The organism is Microvenator marinus, from assembly GCF_007993755.1.
In the GTDB taxonomy this organism is placed as follows: domain Bacteria; phylum Myxococcota_A; class Bradymonadia; order Bradymonadales; family Bradymonadaceae; genus Allomicrovenator; species Allomicrovenator marinus.
In genome coordinates, this window is record NZ_CP042467.1 from 1,841,415 (window position 1) to 1,856,761 (window position 15,347).

The window sequence follows — 15,347 nt, forward strand, 5'->3', positions numbered from 1 at the left end:
CCACGAGACGTTGAAATGCGACTAGCACCCTTCATGACCCTTTGCTTTCTTCTCCTCTCCACCACAGTCAGTGCTCAGGAGAGCGCGGAAGATATCATCGACAAAGCCTTGGACCGAAACGCGATGGGTTTCCAAAGCGGAATGGCCAACCTGGAGCTCAACATCGAGGATTCCAAAGGCGTCAAAATCGAGCGACGCCTCGAAGTTCGGTCGCGAAAAATCTCGGAGCGCACCCACACCCTGGTCAAGCTGACAGCGCCCAAAGAAGTGTTTGGACAGTCATTTCTCTTTGCCGAAGGAAGCGGTGAAAACGACGTCTGGATGTACATGCCGGCGTTCAAAGTTACTCGCCGCATCGAGGGAAATCAGAAGAACGGCTCATTCTTGGGCTCCCATTTTACTTATGCCGACTTCGAATCTCGGGACCTCAAAGAGGCCACACACAAACGACTCGAGGACGAGAAGATCGGCAACACGCCGGTGTTCGTGATCGAATCGGCCCCAAAAGACAAGACGTCCGAGTACTCCAAGACCGTGTCCTACATCCGTCAATCCGACCATATACCGCTCAGAATTCGGTTTTTTGGCAAAGACTCTAAGGTTGCGAAAACGCTCTTCATCGAGAAGCTAGACAAGACCGAGAAGGGCCAAACCTACGCAAAACAAATGACGCTTCGCCCCGAAGGCGGCGGTCACACGACCATCATCATTTCGGCGCTTTCGGAAGCTGAGATTCCGGAGTCTGTGTTCTCCAAAGATCAGTTGGGTAAATGACGCGACTCACGCTCTTCGCCTCGATGCTCGTCTTCATGGCGCAGGCCCAAAGTCTGGCGGCCGAAGAATTGATCTTTGACCCCGAAAACCCCTCGGCACCCGACGAAGAAGAGACCATCTTCGACCCAGAAAATCCCGGAAGCACCGGCGCTCCCACTACCGAGCCCGAGCCCGCTGAACCCGCCCCGCCCTCCAACACCTACCTCGTACTCTCGTGGGCTTCACGCTCGCAGATAGACACGCAATGGCAGGACGACGAGGACCACGTGGAACATATCGCGGAGTTGGGGCTACGGCTCGACTCAGAGATCTCGCCCTCGTTGCGCGCGTTTGTGGACCTTGAACTCGAGCATTGGGGCGCATGGGGACAAGACCAACCCAGCCGCTATGCGGCTGACGTGCGGCTCGGTGAGGCATACGTCGCGTGGCGCCGGGACTCGTGGAGTATCCGCGCTGGCAATCTTGTCACGCGTTGGGGAAGTACCGACATCACGCGGCCCTCCGACGTCATCAACCCGGTGGACCTCACGGATCTTGGCGCGGGCGCGCTAACACGAGTCGCCCAACCAGCAGCAGAAATAGGCACAGGAGGCTCTAATTGGCGACTCACTGGCGTTTTGGTCCCCTTCTTCGTCGGTAACCGCACGTGGACCTTCGGCCGCGACACGGCGCTCTGGAGCCCTCAGAACCCGGCTGCTGAGTCACTTCCAATCTCCAAGATCGCAAATCGCCTACTCGACCCGAGCATTCAGGACGACGTGCAACCAGCGCTCAGCGCGACCCGAGTGCCCGACGAAACGCCTGAAAACGTCAGCTTTGGCTTTCGAAGCACCACCACGCTCGCCAACACGGACCTCGCCCTCGGCTGGTACTACGGCTGGGACAGGACGCCTTCGCTTCAGATCAATTCGGAGTTCAGAGGGATATTGGAGACTGTGGCGTCTGACGAGGCCTTCCTCAACGACTTCAACTTTCTGGAGCTGGTCGGAAGAAACCCCGAATTGATCGGCCAATTCAACACGCTTTCTGAATCGCTTCAAAACGGCGAAAGTGCGCTTGAAATCTATCACGAACGCCTGATGACGATGAGCGCTGAAGTCTCTCGCTACGTCGGCCCAATTGGCGTCAGAGCCGACGTCGCCTTCCAGCCCGAGAAGACCTATGTACGCCAGGACTTAAGCACCGAGCGCAAACCAACCATCTCGGGCGCGCTGGGCCTATCATGGGAGAATCTCAACGCCGAAGACGACTTCTTTACTCTGACGGTAGAAGGCTTTGTGGTGGAGCCGATCGGTGGCGAAGAGTACCTCGGCGTGGGGCGGCGCGCGCTGGGCATGGCTAGCCTTGTGGGTTGGGCCCTACCTGCTCCGAGCCTCGAGATTCAACTCGCGAGCGTCTGGACGGCGAGCAACGAGGACCTCATCCTAGCGCCCTCGGTCACATGGAAAGGCCTTGAGCACATGAAGGTCCGCGCCTACGCCATGTTGTTCGAAACATGGGGAGGCTCGGCGATTTCAAACGCCAAGATTCTGGACCAAAATGATTTTGTGGGGATTGAGCTCAGCGGTCAGCTGTAGAGTTTTTCTTCTACAATCTTGTCCGCCACCAGATGTGTTGGGAGCTCTTCTTTTGCGGCGCGCTCAAAGATATGCAGCATGGTGTCGTAGATGCCGTGAACGCGCTCTCGAACGGCATCGAGGTCGTAGCCAGCGAACTCCTGAGCCACGTTCATCAATCCACCAGCGTTGATCGCGTAATCAGGCGCGTAGAGAATTCCACGGGCCCGCAATGCCTCGCCGTGACGGTCTTGGGCCAGCTGGTTATTGGATGCACCGGCGACCACATCACACTTGAGACGGCCGATGGTTTGGTCGTTGAGAATGGAACCTAGCGCACACGGTGCGAAGATATCGCAATCCACGTCGTAAATCGCGTCCGCGCCAACTGCTTTGGCTCCGAACTCGTCCTCACAACGTTTCACACTCGCTGGGTTGATATCGGTCACGATCAGCTCGGCGCCAAGGGCGTGGAGCTCTTTTGCGAGGTAGTAGCCAACGCTACCCACACCTTGAATCGAGACCTTGAGTCCTTCCAGATTGTCGCGGCCGAACTGATGTTTCGCAGCGGCCTCGATTCCCCGACGCACACCATAAGCAGTCAGCGGTGAAGGATCGCCACTCGAGCCGCTCGCCGGATCGTAGCCGAGCACGTGATTGGTGTGTTGTTTGACGATATTCATATCGTTGACGCTCGTACCCGAGTCTTCACACGTGATGTAGATGCCTCCCAAGGAATCTACGAACTCGCCATAGCGTGCAAAAAGCTTAGCGCGACCCTCCTCGGTCAAGCCTTTAGGCCGCATGATCACAGCCTTTCCGCCGCCATGTGGAAGCCCGGAAATCGCGGCCTTGTAGGTCATCCCGCGCGCAAGGCGCATGGCGTCGGTAATTGCCGCGTCACTGCTTTCGTACTCGATGAAACGGCATCCGCCGATTCCGGGACCAAACTTCAGGTTATGGACCGCAACGATGGCGCGAAGCCCCGTCTCTTGGTCAGCTTTGAGGTGAATTGAGCCGTACTTGAGCTCGTCCGCATAATTGAAAATATCCACGATAAGCCTCCGCTCGTGTCAGGTGTAGGTTGTATATTCGCCAGCTTCAACATTCGCAAGCGGGTGTTGAGGTGCTATGCTCGTCTTGGCCTAAAAAGGACCCAATTCATGGCAACTCTAATTTGTGAAAAGTGTGGCACACGTAATGCTGACACCATGTTGACGTGTCGGCGCTGTACCGCTCCTCTCGGCAAGCGCGAAGCCTCCATCAATATGCTCGGAGGCAGATGGAGCGTGGGCCCCGGGCTCGAATCCAACCCCCAACTTTTTAGCGGGCGCAACATTGAGACCGGCGAGGAAGTACTGATCAAGCGGCTGAGCCGAACGGCAGCCCTGGACCGATCGGTTCGCAGCTCGTTCATCAAAGAGGCGAGCATCCTTCGAGATCTTGAGCACCCACATCTGATCAGAGTGATCGATGTGATCGAAGATCCCGCGGCCGGCGCCATTGTTCTGGCGAGGCCCGAAGGTCAATCCTTGGAATCCTACTTGGAGCGGCGCGAGTTTTTACCGATTCCTGTGGCTATTGCGTTTGGCCTGCAGCTCCTGGGCACCTTGGATTACCTTCACGAGCGCGGCGTAGTTCACAGAAACCTGACGTCTAAGGGCATCTTCATCACCAGAAACGAAGACACCGGCCTTCCGCACCTGATGATCACTGATTTCGGACTCGCCCGAAACATCCACCTCGCCGCGGGTCAGGACTCTTCAGAGACAGGCACCCTACTCGGGATGAAGGTTGCACCGCCTGAACAGACGAATCCCACGCCTTATATGGCCCCCGAACTCCTTCAAGACGAGGCCGACTCGCGAAGCGATATCTACTCACTTGGCGTACTCCTTTTTGAGATGATCACGGGCCGCCTCCCGGTCGGACATGGCGTACGCGACCCGGCCCAGCTGATTACGGCGATTGAGAGCGAGGCTCCGACGATTCTTCGCCTGCTTAAGCCCGAAGTGAGCTCCACGCTCGAAGACACGCTTCTACGCATGATGGCGAAGCGGCCGGACCAGCGCTACTTGGACATCTCCGAGACCCGCGCCGCCCTTCTGGCGTGTACTGATGCGACTATGGTGCGCGTGCCCGAAGGCCCGTTCTTGAGGGGCTCAGCCCCGTCAGACGACGCGGCGCGCGGTGAGGAGTTCCCGCAAAAGCCGCTCTGGGTGTCTGCGTTCTACATGGACCGCCTGCCCGTCACCGTTGCGCAGTTTCACTCGTATCTGAAGGCGACTGGGCTCGAGATGCCCGAGGCTTGGGTCAAGCACAACCCTCTTGAGTTCGGCGATTTGCCAGTGGTCCACGTGACCTGGCATGAGGCCAAAGCCTATGCTGAATGGCGTGGGTGCAGGCTCGCCACCGAGGCCGAATGGGAAAAGGCCGCGCGCGGCGAGGACGGGCGAATCTATCCGTGGGGCAATGAAGCGCCGCGTCCAGAACACGCCCAGTTTGCCTCAGATGTACGAGCCGCAGTGGCGAGCCATCCTGCGGGTGCAAGTCCTTACGGTTGCCTCGATATGGCTGGGAATTGCTTTGAATGGGTTGAAGACTGGTACAGCTCAAACTACTACCCGCTCTCGCCCGAGGCCGACCCGAAAGGCCCCAACGCCGGCGAAAAGAAGGTGCTTCGTGGTGGCTCGTTTGTTCACGATGCCGCAGCGCTACGGTGCGCCTCACGCGGGCGTTACGTGCCTGACGAGCGGCGTGCAAATCACGGCTTCCGATGCGCCTGGTCTTTTGATTGAACCGTGACGAACGAACCTGAAAACATTCGCGTACGCGAGTTTGAGGTGGACCAAAACTTCGAAGGATGGCGCCTCGACTTCTTTCTTGTGGACCGAATCCCAAGGCTTTCGCGCACTCAGGCCAACCAAATCATCAGATTCGGAGATATCGAAGCGCGCCCTCACCGCGCCCTCAAACCCGCTACGCGCCTGCGTCTCGGCGAAGTCATCGTCCTTAGAGAGCACCTGCCGCCTGAAGAATTGCAGGACCACGAGGTCCAGATACTTTTTGAGGATCAAGACCTTGTTCTACTCTCAAAACCGGCGGGAATGCTCGTCCACGAGGCCGGCCAGATTCGGCTTAACACCGTTCAAGAGTTCTTGGTCAGACGAGGGTTTCCAGACGCCGAACCCGCCCACCGAATCGACCGCGAAACGAGCGGCGTCGTGGTTTGTGCGCTGAACAAAGAGACCGTGATTCTGGCCCGAAAGGCCTTTGCAAAACACGACGCGATCCAAAAGACGTATCGCGCCATCGCTAGGGACCCGGATGGTATTTGGGAGCCGGGGAACACGCGAAAGATCACGACACCACTCGGCCTTGACCCCGAGAGCTTCCTAGGTGTGCGTATGACCATCGGCGAGCTGGCCTGCACCACTCATATCAAGCCCTTGAGACGCGGATTGTTTGCCGGCGCGCCGGCGGTAGATCTGGAGATTCGCATTGAAACCGGCCGCCAACACCAGATTCGGGCACACCTCGCCCTTGAGGGCACGCCGATCATCGGTGATAAACTCTACACCTTCGACGACGAGTTCTTCGCGGCCGTGACGGCGAACCCTGAAGACTCGGAACGTCTGGCATTACTTGGTGCTCCGAGGCACCTCCTTCACGCATGGCGCGTCGAGCTCAAACATCCGCTCAATCACACACCCCTGATTGCCGAGGCCCCTTTGCCTGGCATTTGGGACGAATTTGAAGAATGATGAGCCGCAGCGCGTCCAAGGGACTGAGGTACGTATGAAAACACTTTTGATTAGCCTGATCTTGCTCATGACTTTTTCCAGCCAAGCCTTTGCTTCGATCGGCACGGACACCTGGTTTATCTCACCGCGCCAGGCCAAGACTCATCTTCCGCGCTCCACGGTCCTAGACGTGCGCTCAGCGTCTGCATTTGGCATGGGACATATTCCGGGTTCGGTCCGCGTATCTTGGCAGCAGTTCTCCAAGCCAAGCGGTCCCGAACACGGTGAGCTCTTGGAGCCGGAAGCCCTTCAGGAAGCCATCCGAAAAGTCGGTGTATCGAATCAGATCCCGGTTGTGGTGATTGGTGATGCGAACGAAGGCTGGGGCGAAGAAGGCCGCATCGTATGGATGCTTCGAGCACTCGGTCATAAGCACGTGGCCATGGTGGACGGCGGCATCAAGGCGTTGAAACGCGCTAAGTTTGGCACCCGTATGGGCACCTCAGCCACACCGCAGCCCGGCAACTTCACTATCGAGATCGACCCGAGCCTCGTGGCCTCACACGACGACGTGAAGAAAGCCATGAAGGCCGCGCGCACCATCCTCGTAGACACGCGTGAGGGGCGTGAGTTTAGCGGGAAAACGCCCTACGGCGAGAAACGGGGCGGGCACGTCCCGGGCGCAAAACATCTTTATTTCAAGGAATTGATGGATAAGAACGGTATGATCCTGCCCCGTGAAGAAATCGAGAAAAAGCTCGATGCCCTTGGAATCACCACCACCACACCCGTCATCGCCTACTGCACCGGCGGCATCCGCTCGGCATGGCTCGTCGCGGTGCTTCAGCATTATAAGTTCAAGGCATCGAACTACCCAGGCTCCATGTGGCACTGGGCCTCGATGCCTGCCGAAGAGTTCCCTCTGCAATCTGCGCAAAATTAGACAAGGTCCAACTCCCGGGTTAGACCTTTAGGTCAACGATTGGGAGTTCTGGCATGCGCAAACGGCTCACAGCCCTTCTGGCGCTTTTGATTTTGGGGAGTTTCGCGTGCAAGGAAGACCCGATGCGCGAAGGCATGGCTGCCGTCCTCGGCGGAAACCCAAATCTCGCCAAGACCTCGTTCGAGAAAGTCCTCAAGACCGACCCCAAAAACGTAGAAGCCAGACGTATGATGGCGGAAGTTCATCGCCTCAACAAAGACTACCATCTGGCCGAAGAGCAGCTACAGACGCTCTTAGAAGAATCCAAAGAGGACCAATCCCCAGAAGCCAAGACGTTTCGAAAGCGCGTTGACCAGCAACTCACAGATATTTATTCCGAATGGGTGGACACGCTCGATCCAACTCAAGATCCGGCGCGTTTTGAAGAGATCACCAAACGTGGTCTGGACCACAATCCGCGGTCCAATCGCCTGAATACACTCCTCGTAGAATTCTACTTGGAGCGCGCGGATCGCCTCGTTGAGAAAGGCGACAAAGCCGGTGCAGCACAGGCCTTAGAAGAAGTCTCAAAGTACCCAGGCCTCCCCACACAGCGCGCAGACGCTCAACAGCGCGCACGAAACCTCAAGCTCGAGGTTTTCACCGAGACGGTTGACGCCCATATCAAGGGCAAAGAAGAGGAATGGGCGAGCTCTCAACGCTGGGACGCGGCCCGTAAGACCTTGAGCCAAAGGCTGAGGGCCGAAGTGGACCGCAAACTAAACCCACGAAACGACGAACACTTAAAGACCGCTCAGGACTCTCTAAACGAGAAACTAGGGGCGGCGCGCGTAGCCTTGATGGCGGAATTGACCGGCGTGGACTTCAAAGATGCTGGAGAATGGCAAGAAAAAGACCTCCCGGCGGTGGAGGTCAAAGATATCTCGATGGTTCGAGGTGAGGTTAGCGCCACGCTTGTGATGCGTCAGCAAGACGCCGTGCGTGCCGCGTTTGAGAAGACGAACTAGTTTTTGTTGCAAACTAGACGTTTGATGCCGCTCTCAAAAATGATTTCAACTTTCGTTGGGGTGAGAATCGCGTTCACAAAACCGATGCCGAAGGACGGATGAGCCACCACTTGGTTGGCTTCGTACTGGTCCGAGATGGCATAAGGTTTTGGGAATTTGGTGTCGATCTCTTTGTTGAGCGTCTCCCAAGCCTTCTTGATGCCGTCTGCTGAGTCGAGCTCGGCGCGGTCGAGAATGGTCTCGATCACACCCGCACGTTTCTGCACCATCGCGAGACGCTTTGGGTTAGCGCGAAGAGCTTGCTCGTAGGTCTTTTCATCGAACCCAACTTCAAGCGGCTCTTCTTTGCTCGACTTCTCGTCTACGTCGGAGTCGTCGAGATCCACATCATCATCAAGGTCGGCTTCGAGGTCTGCATCATCATCAAAATCGTCCTCGAACTCCTCAAAGCTCTCTTCCGGTTCTTCGATTTCGTCGTTGGCCATGGTCTTTCTCCAGCGTATTTCAAGGTGAAGTGGCGGCAACATATGTAGAATGTCGGCGTGTAAGTCAAGACTGAATCGGGGGCGTGTTCATTCTGGGCGTCGGCGCACCAAATTTGTAACGAATTTGGTGATTGGCTACGGTCCAGTAGTCATTAATTTTTGGGAGTTTCTATGTTGAAGTGGATGGTGGTGTTCTTCTCCTTGATGTTTACGTCGGCAACAGCTTATGCGAACTGCCTCGTACCGGATGCCATCGTGCTCGGAACGTATCCCGCAGATGGCGGGACCAATGTACCGCTCAATGCCAAATTTATCGTCTTCACCCCCTTACCTGCGTTATCGGCAACCCTCAACGGTGACCCTTTAACACGTGAGACCGGCAACATCTGGACGGCGTCCACAAACTTGGCTCCCAGCACAGCCTACACCCTGGTTTTCGAATTGGACTCTGATGGCCAAGAGCCAGTATTTCAAGACGTTAGTTTTCAATCCGGCACAGAAGTGGTGGATGCTCCTTCCGCACCCGTCGTCCATGGCTATGGTGAATTTGATGCTTCACTCGTTCCTGACGAAGACTGTCGCAACCTCGCCAAGAGAACCGGCTGTGCGGATTCGGAAGATCCGGACTTCCTCACATTCGACGTAGAGGGCGAAGGAGACTTCTACATTGCGAATGTGGATGGACACCCTGAGTTCCACCAACTCTGGCCCGGAAACTGTGGCGCGCCGAGCTGGGAGGGTTACGGCGGGTCATGTTTTGACGTGTACACCATCGAGAACGGCCTACTTTCTGACCCAACCCAAATCTGTGGTCCCACTGAGCCAGACGACGAGGACCAGGACAACCTGGGAGGCGATGCGGACGACTCCGGCTGTCAGTCCGTCGGCGGCTTGCCGAGCATGCTAGGTTTCTTGTTTCTGATTTGGGGTTTGCGACGTCGTCACTAAACCCTCTTCGCTCGTTTCACCTACAGCTAGAAGAAGAGGTCGAAACCTACGAGCGACTTAAGCGAGGTGATGTAGGTGAATTGTTGAACCTTCACGGACTTGGTCACACCTTGGTTGCCCTGCGAATCGCACTCGGCCTAACTCAGCGAGAGTTGGCTCAACGCCTCGGAGTCCACGAATCGCAGGTGTCCCGCGATGAGAGGAACGAGTACCACGGCATCACTGTCGAACGCGCAAGCCGCGTCTTGGACGCGATGGGTGTTCGGCTCCGCAGCCTCTTTGAGCAGCCCATTCTCCCAGATGCCGTGGATCAGAAATCTAGCAAATCTGCCCTGCCATAGGTCTCACCAAATACAAAGGTTTGCCATCGCTCATCCCGCACTCAGCAGACCTGATAGAACTGCACCCCTGCAGTGCTCCCTGTCATCTCGCAAGTTAACACATCCACCGCAAAGTTTCTTTCGGGGAAACACGTATTCAACCAGCCCCTCCACGACAAGCACAGAAGACTAGCGAGTAAGATATCTTCGTCGTCAGTGGTTACACGAGAAGACGGCCTGAAGAGATATCCCACTTCGATCAAGTTGAAGGAAGCTTCGACCTCTGCGCGAGTTTTTGATGGATCACGCAGAGCTGCTCGAAATCTAGATTCCGCTTCTTCATCAGCAACATTCCAAGAAAGGAGCACGCAGTCGTCAATCATCACAAGTTTCGGCAAGAACAAACCTGAATAAAGCAGGGCTTGAATCGGCGTTCCGTGAAGGTGAACATAGTCGTCAAAATCAACTCTTCCTTCCAATCCTCTGAAATGTTCTCCAAGTGTTTCCAAGAGCTGTTCCATAATCTTCATACTCAATATCCTCGAGGCAACTCGCCTTCTGTCGGCTTTCGCGGCACTTTTGGACGTGACCCTGACCCTTTTCCCTTAACTCGCTCCGGATGCCGGGATTCTGTGCACGGATTCGCGAGATCATGATGGCTCCAAAGGTCGCCATTGCAGTCGACGGGTGCACGGCAAGATGCGTTCCTGAGACATTGACTACTAAACTTATGTTTCCTCTGAGTCACCCTGTCTACCACACAAGATTGTACAGAATTTTCGCGAATTCTTCGGTGGAATCGAGATCTCCGCTCAAGCCTATTGATTCCGTTTCCACCTCCCATAGGTAGGCAATTATCTGGTCAAGACTCGGCTTCTCTTCCAATAGCCTACACAGTGCGGGTATGTAACCGTCGTACTCACCCATCTCGTCCGTAAAGGCTGAAACGCCAATTGGGTCCCACTCTTTGTGAACTGCTTGACGCACACGATCATAGAGATTTGGGATAACTTCATCCATCTATCTGCCTCCTGGAATGATTTCAAATTGCGAACGACTCGTCGCTCACAAGCCGCAACGCCGAGGCCGTAATCTCCCACCAAACGCTTTCGCTAGAGTTTTCGATTCAACGACTTAGCAGCCTTTTCGACTTCCTCCTGCGACAAGGGAGGTTGGACATGTTCGAAGAAAACGGTGAGGTCATATGGAGTATCGCTCAATAACGCCTCAATGTGAATGTGAGGTGTTTCGGCAACGCCACCACTTGCAAGTGCACGCAACACAACGCCGAGAAGGCACTCGATTTGATTGATCCCAAGAAGAAACTCCAGCTTGTTATTGACACGTGTAACCGTACCCTTCGAGACCCTATCTTCACCGTGTAGGACCTTAAGAGTGACGATTTCAGTACCCGTTAGAAAGACGACGGCGGGAACAATCTCCCATACTAACATCATCAGCCTAATAGCGACCTCTCCCAACTCATCGGAACGGAAGTAGAGAATATACTCTCCGTTACCCACCAAACCCGAATCGCTCAACTGCATCATTTGATTCATCATCTCACCACCTCAAGTGCCGCAGGACAGAGCCAAACACTAGTGGCTAGCTGGGCGCAAGCCGATTCGCTGAACCAGCCGCTCGCTCTCGCTATTTAGGCCAATGATGGAGACCTGCTTGTGGTGGCGCCCGTAGCGCTCCACAAGGCTTGCGATGGCAGCCACGCCAGATTGGTCCCATACGTGGGAGCCCGAGAAATCAACGACCACGTGTTCTGGGTCTTTGGTGACGTCGAAGAGGTCGCTGAAATGGGTGGATGTCCCGAAAAACATGGGCCCCTTGACGGCATAACGTTTGCCGCCTTCTTCCAAAAATTCGTCAGCATTCAGCTGTGCGATTTTCCAGCCGAAGATTAGAGCGCTCATGATGACACCAACAGAAACGCCAAGCGCTAGGTCGTGAGAGTATACAACCACTCCAACCGTGCTCAGCATCACAGCCGTGTCCCCAAAGGGGACCTTGTGTAGTTGGCGAATCGACCCCCAATCAAAGGTTCCGATGGACACCATGATCATGACACCAACCAACGCAGCCATAGGAATCCGGGCTACGACATCGCCCAAAACCACGATCAAAAAGAGCAAGAAGACGCCCGCAACAAGTGAAGAAAGCCGCCCCGTCGCGCCACTCTTCACGTTGATCACGGATTGACCGATCATCGCACAACCTGCCATTCCACCAAAACAACCCGCGATGACATTGGCGATTCCCTGACCCCGCAATTCCTTGTTCTTATCACTCTTGGTTTCGGTAGCATCATCAACGATTTTGGCCGTCAAGAGGGACTCAAGCATGCCAACCATCGCAAGTCCGAACGAGTACGGGAAAATGATTACGAGCGTCTCCCACGTGAGGTCGATGCTCGGCAACGCGAACATCGGTAGCGTCGACGTCATTCGGCCCATGTCTCCAACAGTACTCAGACCCACATTTCCAAACACTGCCACGGCCGTCATCACCACGATGGCCACGAGCGCGGATGGAACGATCTTGGTCAAATATGGAAGCCCATAAATCACAGCGAGCGTTCCCGCGACCATGGCATACATGGCCCAGCCTGCTCCGGTGAAGTGCGGAAGCTGCGCCATGAAAATCAGAATAGCGAGGGCGTTGACGAATCCAACAATGACGGGATGAGGGATGAAGGTAATGAATCTGCCAATCTTTGCGACCCCGAATAGAAACTGAATGACTCCTGTCAGTATCGTAGCGGCAAGCAGATACTGAAGGCCGTGGTCGGCCACCAGAGTAATCATCAGGAGTGCCATCGCGCCGGTCGCCGCCGAGATCATCGCAGGGCGCCCTCCCACAAAAGCGATGGTCACGGCGATACAGAACGACGCGTACAAGCCGACCATCGGGTCAACGCCCGCGATGATCGAAAACGCTACGGCCTCCGGGATCAGAGCCAGGGCGACAGTCATTCCCGCTAGGATGTCACCTCGAGGGTTCGATAACCACACATTTTTAAATTTTTCCAACACGTTAAGCATAAATCCAACTGGTACTACGAAGAACCTGCCACTGCTGAAGGCAGAACCATGCCATACAAAAACTCGGCACATCGCCGAATGCCTGTGGGCCACATCAAGTTTTACTGCGTTACTCAACTAGGGATGAACAGAGGCAGGGCGGGCCGTCTATGACACCTAAGAGATAAACTCAAGCCCTTTCGTTCCCCTCACAAATAAAGGTCGAGCGGACTTTGCCGCAGCGCGTCATTTTCCTCTTAACTAAGAGGCAGTTGGCTCGAGTTGACCCGACACGGTACTGAAGAGTGTCGGCAGGACGAAACAAGTGTTGTATGAGAGCAGAGTTGTTGGACGTCCCAAGTCGCAGGTTTGCTATGAAGTTTAAAGTTGGTGGGGTTCCAGAAAACGTCAATGCTCCGGTCTACCAGGGCATGGCGTCCAAGTGGGAGCCCCGGGGAATGTCATTTCAGGAGTTTCCGGGCGGCACCGGCGCCATGTCGCGTGCGCTGGAGCTCGGCGAGATCGATATTGCCATCGCACTTACGGAGGGCTTGGTTCGGTCTATCGCAGAGGGCGGTGATTTTCGCCTCGTGAGCATGTTCACCGAGTCTCCGTTGACCTGGGGTGTCCATGTTGCAGCTGGCAAGGATTGGTCAGAGGAAAAGCTCGAGGACGCGAATTTTGCGATTTCGAGGCTCGGCTCCGGCTCCCATTTGATGGCCATGGTCGAGGCGAAGGCGCGCGGCTGGCACGAGCCCGCGTGCGTGGTCGTTCAAGACCTGGACGGCGCTCGGCTAGCCCTCTCAAACGGAAGCGCGGACGTCTTCCTCTGGGAAAAGTTTACCACCAAACCCCTGGTTGATTCAGGGGAGTGGGAGAGAATCGGGGAGTGGGTGACGCCTTGGCCTGCTTTCGCGATTGCGGTTCGAAACTCGGTCTGGGATGCCCACCAAGCCGAGATTCGAAGCTGGATCGACGAGCTTCGTGACGAAGTTCTGAGCTTTGAAGACTCCCCAGCGAATCACAATTGGATTGCCGAACGTTTTGGGCTTGAAACCGAAGACGTGGCCGAATGGATGAGCGGCACCCGGTGGAGCGTGAGCTTTGGCGTGAAAGAATCAATCCTCGACGCCGTCTTGGGCATCTTAAAGGACGCCGAGCTCGTGTCGTCGGACGCTGAGGCTGAAGCCTTAGTGGTCGAGGGCGGATTGATCCCTTAGGACGGCCGTGGTAGCAATCCCGCCGTCTGTTGAGCCCGCATAAAACGGAGTTGATTACATGAAACCGCAACGAAAAGTATTTGTCGTCGGAGGGCACCTGACGCCTTTCATTGGTAAAGGTCACCCAGACTTCATCTGGAAGAAGCACCCAGAATTTGGCCAGCGTGAGAATCCAACTCTTGAGGAGTTGATGACTTCGGCCATCCTGGGCGCGCTGGAGTCCACGGGTGTTGAGGCTGCGGCCATTGAGCGTGGATACGTCGGGAACTTTGCGGGCGAGCTTTTTTCGAATCAGGGACATATGGGCGCGCTCGCTGTGCGTGCGCACAAAGACCTTCAAGGAAAGCCGTTTATGCGACTCGAGGGAGCTTGCGCCTCCGGTGGACTCGCCGTTGTCACCGCAGTAGACGCCATTCAGGCGGGTTGTGACGTGGTCATGGCGCTTGGTGCCGAAGTCCAGACTACCGTTTCAGCTAGAGATGGCGCGGGTTTCCTTGCACGCGCATCACACTGGGAATCCGAGCGCGAACTCGACGATTTCACCTTCCCCGCCATGTTCGCGCGTCGTGCGAAGTACTACGAAGAGAAGTTCGGTGTAGGCGAAGAGGATATCGCCTACGTGGTAGCCAAGGCTTATGCTAACGCCAACAAGAACCCGAACGCGCACATGCGTGACGTGAAGGTTGACCTCGAGGCGGCTTCTCAGGCCTCGGACACGAACCCTCGATTCTTGCGCAACGAAGACTTCAAAGACTACCTGAAAGTCACGGATTGCTCACAGGTCAGCGACGGCGCCGCCGCTATGATTCTGGCAAGCGAAGAGGGCCTCAAGAAGCTCGGCATCGACCCATCCAAATGCGTGGAGTTGCTTGGCTACACCGTAGCCACAAGCCCACTTGGTCAGGTTTCTGACTACACGACTCTGGACAACACCAAAAAGGCCGCCAACGAGCTCTACACCGAGACAGGCCTTAAGCCTGAGCAAATCGGCGTGTGCGAAGTCCACGACTGCTTTGCAGTGACCGAAGTCCTGATGACCGAAGCCCTCGGGTTTGCAGAGCCAGGAAAAGGAGGAGAGCTCGCCAAATCTGGCGCCACGGCCATCGACGGTAAGATCCCCGTCAACACCGGCGGCGGACTCATCGCGTTTGGACACCCTGTGGGCGCGACCGGTATCAAGCAGGTTCTGGAAATCTACCGTCAGATGAAAGGCCTCTGCGGCGACTATCAAGTACCCACCAAGCCTGAGTACGGCCTCACCGCCAACATGGGCGGCGACGACCGCACCACCGTTTGTATGGCGTTTAAGAACGTCTAAG

16 protein-coding genes are annotated in these 15,347 nt (G+C 55.8%); 10 read left to right on the plus strand and 6 right to left on the minus strand.

What is annotated here, in order from left to right; translation table 11 throughout:
* Positions 1 to 15 precede the first annotated feature (15 nt).
* The gene (locus FRD01_RS07750) at positions 16 to 774 is read left to right on the plus strand and encodes an outer membrane lipoprotein-sorting protein (protein WP_146958822.1); all 759 of its coding nucleotides are present in this window, start codon (positions 16 to 18) and stop codon (positions 772 to 774) included.
* Complete coding sequence (locus FRD01_RS07755; RefSeq protein WP_146958823.1) at positions 771 to 2,351, plus strand: DUF1302 family protein; 1,581 nt, start codon at positions 771 to 773, stop codon at positions 2,349 to 2,351. The genes FRD01_RS07750 and FRD01_RS07755 overlap by 4 nt, the downstream gene beginning before the upstream one ends.
* Here FRD01_RS07755 and FRD01_RS07760 read toward each other — a convergent pair.
* Complete coding sequence (locus FRD01_RS07760) at positions 2,342 to 3,385, minus strand: Leu/Phe/Val dehydrogenase (protein WP_146958824.1); 1,044 nt, start codon at positions 3,383 to 3,385, stop codon at positions 2,342 to 2,344. The two genes, FRD01_RS07755 and FRD01_RS07760, sit on opposite strands and share 10 nt — an antisense overlap.
* A 108-nt stretch (positions 3,386 to 3,493) precedes the next feature.
* Between FRD01_RS07760 and FRD01_RS07765 the strand changes: the two genes are divergently transcribed.
* Genes FRD01_RS07765 through FRD01_RS07780 form a run of 4 tightly spaced genes read left to right on the plus strand, consistent with a single transcriptional unit; the run spans position 3,494 to position 8,023 of the window.
* On the plus strand, positions 3,494 to 5,128 hold the full coding sequence (locus FRD01_RS07765; protein WP_146958825.1) for a bifunctional serine/threonine-protein kinase/formylglycine-generating enzyme family protein: 1,635 nt from the start codon (positions 3,494 to 3,496) through the stop codon (positions 5,126 to 5,128).
* 3 nt (positions 5,129 to 5,131) lie between these two features.
* On the plus strand, positions 5,132 to 6,094 hold the full coding sequence (locus FRD01_RS07770; RefSeq protein ID WP_146958826.1) for an RluA family pseudouridine synthase: 963 nt from the start codon (positions 5,132 to 5,134) through the stop codon (positions 6,092 to 6,094).
* A 34-nt stretch (positions 6,095 to 6,128) separates the two neighbouring features.
* Positions 6,129 to 7,016, plus strand: a complete 888-nt coding sequence (locus FRD01_RS07775) for a sulfurtransferase (protein ID WP_146958827.1) — start codon at positions 6,129 to 6,131, stop codon at positions 7,014 to 7,016.
* A 53-nt stretch (positions 7,017 to 7,069) separates the two neighbouring features.
* Positions 7,070 to 8,023: a tetratricopeptide repeat protein gene (locus FRD01_RS07780; RefSeq protein WP_146958828.1), complete on the plus strand. Its 954-nt coding sequence runs from the start codon at positions 7,070 to 7,072 to the stop codon at positions 8,021 to 8,023.
* Here the strand turns inward: FRD01_RS07780 and FRD01_RS07785 are convergent.
* Positions 8,020 to 8,508, minus strand: a complete 489-nt coding sequence (locus FRD01_RS07785) for a hypothetical protein (RefSeq protein ID WP_249756100.1) — start codon at positions 8,506 to 8,508, stop codon at positions 8,020 to 8,022. The two genes, FRD01_RS07780 and FRD01_RS07785, sit on opposite strands and share 4 nt — an antisense overlap.
* Before the next feature lie 171 nt (positions 8,509 to 8,679).
* Here FRD01_RS07785 and FRD01_RS07790 point away from each other — a divergent pair, with 171 nt between their 5' ends.
* A complete protein-coding gene (locus tag FRD01_RS07790; protein ID WP_146958830.1) occupies positions 8,680 to 9,456 on the plus strand; it encodes an Ig-like domain-containing domain in 777 nt (258 codons plus the stop codon).
* An 83-nt stretch (positions 9,457 to 9,539) separates the two neighbouring features.
* Positions 9,540 to 9,797: a helix-turn-helix transcriptional regulator gene (locus tag FRD01_RS24255; protein WP_249756101.1), complete on the plus strand. Its 258-nt coding sequence runs from the start codon at positions 9,540 to 9,542 to the stop codon at positions 9,795 to 9,797.
* A 41-nt stretch (positions 9,798 to 9,838) separates the two neighbouring features.
* Here the strand turns inward: FRD01_RS24255 and FRD01_RS07800 are convergent, their stop codons facing one another.
* The 4 genes from FRD01_RS07800 to FRD01_RS07815 form a co-directional block, all read right to left on the minus strand.
* Positions 9,839 to 10,306, minus strand: coding sequence for a hypothetical protein (locus FRD01_RS07800; RefSeq protein WP_146958832.1), 468 nt, complete (start codon positions 10,304 to 10,306; stop codon positions 9,839 to 9,841).
* 223 nt (positions 10,307 to 10,529) lie between these two features.
* Positions 10,530 to 10,796 (minus strand): hypothetical protein, encoded by a 267-nt coding sequence (locus FRD01_RS07805; RefSeq protein WP_146958833.1) that lies wholly within the window; start codon positions 10,794 to 10,796, stop codon positions 10,530 to 10,532.
* A 92-nt stretch (positions 10,797 to 10,888) separates the two neighbouring features.
* Positions 10,889 to 11,338, minus strand: a complete 450-nt coding sequence (locus FRD01_RS07810; protein ID WP_146958834.1) for a hypothetical protein — start codon at positions 11,336 to 11,338, stop codon at positions 10,889 to 10,891.
* Between the two features lie 36 nt (positions 11,339 to 11,374).
* Positions 11,375 to 12,829 carry a SulP family inorganic anion transporter gene (locus FRD01_RS07815; RefSeq protein ID WP_146958835.1) on the minus strand — a complete coding sequence of 485 codons (1,455 nt, stop codon included), beginning with the start codon at positions 12,827 to 12,829 and terminating at the stop codon, positions 11,375 to 11,377.
* 353 nt (positions 12,830 to 13,182) lie between these two features.
* Between FRD01_RS07815 and FRD01_RS07820 the strand changes: the two genes are divergently transcribed.
* Positions 13,183 to 14,028 carry a type 2 periplasmic-binding domain-containing protein gene (locus tag FRD01_RS07820; protein WP_146958836.1) on the plus strand — a complete coding sequence of 282 codons (846 nt, stop codon included), beginning with the start codon at positions 13,183 to 13,185 and terminating at the stop codon, positions 14,026 to 14,028.
* Between the two features lie 58 nt (positions 14,029 to 14,086).
* On the plus strand, positions 14,087 to 15,346 hold the full coding sequence (locus FRD01_RS07825) for a thiolase C-terminal domain-containing protein (RefSeq protein WP_146958837.1): 1,260 nt from the start codon (positions 14,087 to 14,089) through the stop codon (positions 15,344 to 15,346).
* The last annotated feature ends 1 nt before the right edge of the window (position 15,347 follow it).